Here is an 8049-nt window from a genome sequence, read left to right as displayed (position 1 = left end):
GGCGACCAGGTGGTGTTCGAAAGCGGCCTGACCAATGGCTCCAGCCCGAGCCCCAATGACACGGTGGTCAACGCCAGCTTTACCGTCAGCGCACTGGATGGCCTGGACGACAGCGACGCGGTCACCATCGACTACACCGACGCCAGCGGCGACCCGGCCAGCCTGACGTTGAGCAAGGCTCAGGTGGAGGCGCTGGGCGGTGCCCCGCAGAGCATCATCACCCGCTACGGCACGTTGGAACTGAACGGCTACAACCTGGGCGGCGACGGCGTGATCACCCTCGACTACCGCTACACCCTGGTCAATGCGCCGGAAGTGTCCGGCGACCACACCAGCGACACCTTCGCCATCACCGCCACCGACCGCGGCGGCGACGATCACAGCCAGAACCTCAGCATCAGGATCGTCGACGACGTGCCGCAGGCCAGCGCCGATACCGACAGCGTCGCCGCTGGCCAGTACAGCGCCGAAACCGGCAACGTCATCAGTGGCGCCGGCACTACCAGTGGCAGCAGCAGCGCGGACGTGCAGGGTGCCGATGGCGCCACCATCACCGCCATCGCCAGCGACAACGTCCCGGCCAATGACGCGACGAATGACGACGGCACCCTGACCATCCAGGGCCAGTACGGCACGCTGGTGATCGAACCCAGCGGCGACTACAGCTACACCCGCGCCGCCGGCACCCCCGGGGGTGTGGATGACGTGTTCAGCTACACGCTGACCGACGCGGATGGCGATCCCGCCACCGCGACGCTGACCATCAGCATCGCCGACGCCACACCGACGATCGGCGGCCTCACCCCGCAGGCCGATGGCGGCGAGCTGACCTTCCACGAGCGCTACCTCGCCGATGGCACGACGCCGGATGACGACGAACTGACCAAGACGGGCGACTTCACCATCACCTCCCCCGATGGCGTGAAATCGCTGGTCATCGACGGTGTCACCGTCATCGCGGACGGCGCGCTGACCAGCAGCCTCACGGTGAGCACGGGCCTGGGCAACACCCTGACCATCACCGGCTACGACCCGGATACCGGCGTGGTCACGTACAGCTATGCCTTGGGCGACAACCAGACCCACACCCAGCCGAGCGATAACACCGAATTGTTCGAGAACATCGCCCTGGTGCTCACCGACCAGGACGACCAGACCGCCAGCGGCACGCTGGGCGTGCGGATCGTCGACGACGTGCCGGTCGTCACCGATGATGCTGGTGAGCTGGGCAGCGTCACCGTCGACGAAACCACGCTGGGCACTCCCGCCACCGACAGTGATTTCGTCGCCGATGTGTTCGGCGTCAACTACGGCGCCGATGGCGCGGCGTCCAGCAATCCGCTGGTCTACGCTCTGAACGTCGCCAGCGCCGGCGTGGTCGCCGGAGTGATCGATACAGCCAACGGCCAGGGCGTCTACCTGTACAAGGTGGGCCACGACATCGTCGGGCGCGTCGGCAACGGCGGTTCGGCCGATCCGGCCGGTGCCGAGGCGTTCCGTATCGAAATCGACGCCACCACCGGCGCGGTGACGCTGACCCAGTCGCGCCCGCTGAGCCACCCGGATGCGGACGACCACGACGACCCGCTGTCCCTGGCGTCCGACGCCATCACCCTGACCGCCACGGCGACCGATGGAGACGGCGATGCCACCACCAGTACGGCGGTGGATGTCGGTGGCCGCTTCACCTTCCTCGATGACGGCCCGGGCATTTCCGCCGCTCCCACCGGTGCGACCATCGACGAGGCGAACCTGGCCAACGGCAGCGAGCCGGATGTGCCGCTGACCAGTGTCAGTCACTCGCTGAACGTGCAGTTCGGCGCCGACGGCGCCGGCGACGTGCAGTTCACCGGCGACACCAGCGCTGCGCTGGAGGGACTGGGGCTGGAGTCGAATGGTGAGGGGCTGACCTATGACATCACTGGCGGCGGCCATACCCTGACTGCCTACCGTGGAGACGTGGCTGACGGCATCCCGGTATTCACCGTGGTCATCATCAACCCAGGGACCACGCCGGCCTACCAGTTCACCCTGCTCCGTCCGCTGGACCATATCGATGGGACGGGTGCGCCGATCGATGACATCGCCCTCGATTTCGTGGGCATCCTCGTCACCGACAGGGATGGGGATACCGTAGAGACGCAGTTCACTGTCACCGTACTCGACGACACGCCCGATGATACGCAGCCGAAGCAGGTCACTATCGACGAAGACTCCACGGCGGCGGTGCCGGCCAACACCTTCAACACTAATGCCGACGCCACCGGCAGCAACACCACCATCGGCTATGGCGACAACGGCACCATGGCACCCGCGCATGGCACGGCCATGGTCAATCCCGACGGCACCATCACCTACGTTCCACACGGCAATTACAGCGGCACGGATACCTTCACCTACACCACGGTGACGGATAACGAGACCAAGACCTTCACCGTCGAGGTGACGGTCGATCCGGTCGCCGATGCGCCGGACATGGATGGCGACGGACCGTCCACGGGAGGCGATGTGGTGCTGACGGCCGTCGACACGCCGGAAGATACGGCAGTGACTCTGGGCCTGAAGGCGCCCATCGTGACCGACGCCTTCGACGGCAACGGCGCATCGGCGGGCGACGCTTCCGAAAAGCTGAGTCTGGTCACTCTCTCGGGCGTGCCTGCCGGAGCCAGGCTGCTGGCCGAGCTGGATGGGGCTTCGGCAGCGATCGATTTCACCGCCAGCGGAGGCGACATCGGCATCCTGCTGAGTGATGGCGACCACATGACCGGGCTGTCGGGGCAAACCCTGACGATGACCAGGGCCCAGTTCGAGCAGTTGCAACTGCTGCCGCCGACGGAGAGCCACCAGAACATCTCGCTGACCGTGCGGGTCACCAGCTACGAAGTGGACGATGCGGGCGCCCGCGCCCAGGTGGGCGGCGTCGACGTGCCGGGCGCCGAGGCTATCGCCACGCTTGCCGTGTACGTGCAGGCGGTGACGGATCCCATCGATCTGAGAATCCATGATGGCGTTGATTACGTGGATGCAGACACGTCGGGGAGCGCCGTGACCCTGCCGTCCTTCGAGGAAGACACCAGCATCGATCTGAAGGATTACCTGCAGATCACGCTCGATGAAGCAACGGACGGAAATACCGGCGCCGACGTGGATGGCAGCGAGGAGCGCTGGTTCGAAGTCACCGGCCTGCCGGTGGGCTGGGCCGTCAACGACATCACGATCACGGCGGAGGACCAGGTGGTCAGGGTCGATATCGCCAACGGCTACAACGGCGTGTCGCCGACCCTGCCGGATATCATCATCGAACCTCCGAAGGACTTCAGCGGCGACCTCGATGACGTCCGGGTCACGCTGCACGCGCAGGATCGCGACAGCGACGGCGTGGGTTCCGGTGCGACCACAGGAGCGCCGGTGTCGGATACGGTTCACCTCAACCTGCGCGTCGATCCGGTGGCGGGTGATGTGGAGGTCGAAGGTGCCAGCGGCCTTGAGGACACCGCCATTGCGTTCCTCGGTGGCATCGCGGTAACGGACACCAGCACCGGCGCCAGCGGTGAAATCATCACCGGGGTCAGCTTCCGCGTACCGGCGGGCTGGACGGTCAGCGCCGATGGCGCGAGCTGGACGCACGCCACGCTGGGCACCTGGACGGTGAGCGTTCCGGCGAATACGGCGGACTGGTCGCTCAGCGTGGATACGGCCACTGGCAGCTATACCCTCGCTGGTGCCGCCGGCTTCGACCTCAAGCCGATACTCGATGCGTTCACCGCCACACCACCGGCCCACAGCAGCCGTGACCTCACGCTGCAAGACGTGACCGTGACCACGGTGGACAGCAACACCGTCGGTGGTACATCTGTCACCAGTGTCCCTGCAACCACATCTCCTGTCACCTTGCTGATCGAAGTCACGCCAGTGGCCGAGCAGGAAGATGCGGATACCGCCGACCCGGGCGGCAACGACGTCACGCACAATGACGATCACACCTATATGGCGCCTGGCGAGGAAGACTCTTGGTTCGTCCTGGGACAGGAAGGTGTCTTCAACCTCAAGACAGGCTGGGCGAACGAGGATGGGGACGAGGAAACCTATGCTTTGTTGACGCCGAAGTTGATCTTTGGCGATAGCCTCGCCGAAGCCGGGGGTTCGCAATTCCGCTATTCCACCAACGGCGACACGACGGATGCGGGGGGCGAATGGACGACGCTCACCTACGACGGCAGCAACCCCGTCGAGATCCCGATGGAGTACCTGGATACCTTGCAGTTCAAGGCTGCCAATAACTTCTCCGGCAAGTTCGAGATCGATGTCCGGATCAGGACGGTCGACTACGACGATGACAACGAGGGCGACGGTACGCCTTCCGTATACACCAGTGACGACGTCGTCGCCACGCTGGACAATATCCTCATCCTGCCGGTTGCCGACCAGGTGACTCTGGCCGTTCACGGCCTCGCCAAGGGTGACGAGGATACGCGCATTCCATTGACGATCGAGCCGCGCAGCGACGATCCATCGGAAACCTATACCGTCGTCATCAAGGACATTCCGGCGGGTGCGAAGCTCTTTTATGGCGACGATCCCGACACGGCTCTCGAACTGACTATTGTGGGCGACACGGCCACCATCGAGAACTTCGACAGCGGCACCCTGCTGACGGTACGACCACCGGTCGATGGCAACACCGATTTCACCCTTACGGTGGAGGCCAGGTCGGTCGATACCATGCCCAATCTGGATAATCCGGCCGAACCTTACGTCCGGGAATCGCCGATCGAGACAAAAAACATCCAGGTTCAGGTCAAGGGCGTGGCCGACGGTTTCGATCTGCAAACGGAATCGAACAAGACCTACACCGAATCCGCAGTGGATGGCGCCATGAACAACCGGGTGCCATTGAGCGAGTTGATCACCGGCCATACGCCTCGCGATACGGACGGTTCGGAAACCCTCAACCTGAAGATCACCCTGCCGGCCGGCTTCTCGCTGGAGGGCGGCACCTGGCTTGGCGATGCCTGGCTGCTGGATGCTAGCCAACTGGCCACGGCCTCGATTCGTGTGCCCGAGCATTTCAGCGGGGAGGTCATCGTCGGCGTGGCCGTCATCAGCACGGAAATCGACGGCCACAGCATCAGTGAGCCGACCTCGGTGACCTTCACCATCACGCCCGAGGTCGAGAAGACCATGCAGGACTCCAGCGCGTTGCTGGAAGACACGCGCGGCCAGGTGCAGTTCGCAATTCCGGGGGGCGGCGATACCAAGGAGACGCTGACCTCGGTATGGGTCGATGTCGACGATGTTGCCAGCGGCAGCGCTGACTATACGCTGTACTACGGCAGCAGCGGCAGCATGACGCTGGCCGAGGCCGCGAACGATCCGGGCGTTGCGGATGTGGTCCTGGACGATGGCTGGTACAAGCTGAGTGGCAGCGCCATCGGTAATGTCTACGCGCAGGGCGCTGCCAACAGCACGGGCAGCCATGACTTCGGGGTGCAGTACACGATCATCAACACGGCCAGCGAAGGCCCGGCGACGGATACCAGTACCATTTCCGATACGCATACCCTGAATATCGCGCCGGCTACCGACCCGGCGACCCTGATCATCACGGGTATTACTTCCAGCAATGCCGACAACGCCGACATCAATGACACGGCTGTCGAGGTCACCGGCAACACCACCCTGACCATCGACTTCCAATTGACCAAAAATCCCGATGCCAACGCAGGTGGTGCGCGGGATCACGACGGCAGCGAGCGCCTGACGGGCCTGGTGATCGAGGGTGTGCCCCAGGGCGTCACCATCGTCGGCGCCAGTTACATCGGCAACGTGCCGGGAGGTGGCGCGGGCTCCGAGAATACCGGGCGCTGGCTGTTGCCGATCGATCAGGCCATTGACCAGGCTGCGGATGGCACGACGTTCTCCATCGAGTTCGAGCTGCTGGCCGCGGCCGACATTCTGGCCGGCCTGAACGATACCCTGACGGTAACCGCCATTACCCAAGATGGCAGTGCGGAGGAGGTGAGCGCTTCCGCCAGCTGGACGCTGACGACCCCAGCCGACACCTCCGACTTCGAGGATACGGATGTCTCCGCGACCGAGCCGGTCGAGATCGTCGGCTGGACGGTGGACAACATGGCCGCTCCCGGCGTCGAAGATGCCGGGTTCCAACTGGGGAGTGTCGTGCAGGGTTCGCTGGATGGCAGTGGTCCGTTCGCCATCACCATCACCGGCTTCACCGGAGGTTCGATCGAGGGCATGACCGAAACCATGGTCAATGGCGAGCCGACATGGACGCTGTACGGCAGTGGCGACAGCGCGGGTCTGCAGGCCCTGCTGGACAGCATTGGCATCACGCCGCCAGGCGACCGCAACGACAATGGTAGTACCCCCTGGAGCTTCGACGTCACCCTGACCACCTACGCCCCCAACGGCGAGCGTAACGTTGTGACGCAATCGGTGACGCCGCCGCTCGCGCCAGCCACCGATCCGGCAGCCGTGACGGTGACGACCAACGGCGTTACCGAGGGCGACGCGGTCACCTTCACCGTGAAGGTGGCGCCCGGAGTGGATGGCGAATTCAGCCGGGTGGTGGATGGCAAGTTGTACCTGCGATTGAACGAGGCGGGCGGACTGGCTTCGGGCAGCCTCACCGGGCCTGACGGTGAACTCGATTTGCAAGCGGTGGCTGGAGTCGATGGTCTGCCTGACGGTGATTACTACATCATTGAGGACGTCGGCTTTGGCGACGAGGTCATCCTGACTTATCAAGGGGGCGAGCATGCCGCCGGCCAGGTCAGCCTGACCGCAGGCTTTTTGACCCGGGAGGAAGGGGCTGATGTCAGTGACATCCGGCCTGGCTTTGGTAGTGTCACGGCTGTGGTAGCACCGGAGAACAGCGGTATCGACTTCACGGATGAGAATGGCGTTTCGATCGACGCGCTGGTGGCGACCGGCACCGAGGATCAGCGGGTGGAGCTGAGGGTATCCGGCGCCCTGAACGATCAGGATGGCTCGGAGGAGCTGCTGGCCGCCTTCCTGCGCCATGTCCCGACCGATTTCCTGGTCTTTGTCGGCAGTGATGCGGACAGTGCGAAGCTGGCCAATAACGCCGGCGGTGGCATCTGGTCCATTCCGCTTACGGGTGGAGCATTGCCGGCCTACATCGCCGTGCAACCCCCGCGTAACTGGAGCGGTACGGCATCGGATCTGGAGTTGGTGGTTCAGGCCAGTGACCAGGGGCTGGCGAGCGAGGACTTCACCTTGCCCGTCACCCTGGAGGTCGCGCCGGTGGCGGATGGCATAAGCATCTCCCCGACCCTGACCTTCGGCACCGAAGGCAACATCATTCCGATCAACCTCAATGCCGCCATGCCCGACAATGACGGTTCGGAGCTTGCCACCCTGGCATTTCAGGGGCTGGGAAAGTACGCGGCCTTCTATGCCGGAGCGACCCTGCTGGATGCCGACAGCGGTGTCACGGTCACCTATGTGGAGGCTACTGATACCCATACGGTTTCCGGCCTGACGCCGCAGCAGGTGAACACCCTGGGCTTCGTTCAGGCGGCGGGTAGCGTAGCCGGGACGGTGCAGGTCACGGCATACACCGTTGACGGAACCGACAGCACGGAGGGCGCCCCTTCCTCCGGCAGCTTCGAGGTGGCGATTGCAGCCAAACCGGCTACCGGCGGCCATGATGTACTGCTTTACGGCGGCGCTCCGATCGATGGCCTGGGCGGCGACGACACCATCCAACTGCGCTTCGGCGAAAGCCTGTCCGGCGATGAACTGGCTGGCAGTCTGTCGAATATCGAAATCATCGACATGTCTGGTGCCGGTCAGAACAGCATTGTCGGCCTCGGCATCGAGGATGTCCTGGGGATGACCGATAGCCGAAATACCCTGAGGATACTGGGCGACGAGAGCGACACGATCACCCTGGATGCCGGCTGGGGAACGGGCGTGGTGGACGGGGACTATGTCCTCTACAGCGTGACCCAGGGCGCCGAGACGATCAGGCTGGAGGTGGCAAGCGTTCTTGTCGACTGAGGG

Annotated in this window: 1 protein-coding gene; it reads left to right on the top strand. The window is 64.1% G+C overall.

Translation table 11 applies throughout. From position 1 onward, the window contains the following. Positions 1-12 precede the first annotated feature (12 nt). On the top strand, positions 13-8046 hold the full coding sequence (locus tag IN820_RS05515) for a DUF5801 repeats-in-toxin domain-containing protein (protein WP_207793503.1): 8034 nt from the start codon (positions 13-15) through the stop codon (positions 8044-8046). Positions 8047-8049: the final 3 nt, after the last annotated feature.

Source organism: Pseudomonas lopnurensis (assembly GCF_015070855.1).
Lineage (GTDB): Bacteria > Pseudomonadota > Gammaproteobacteria > Pseudomonadales > Pseudomonadaceae > Stutzerimonas > Stutzerimonas lopnurensis.
The sequence above is the reverse complement of the archived record's forward strand: the minus strand, read 5'-3'. Positions and strand labels throughout refer to the sequence as shown.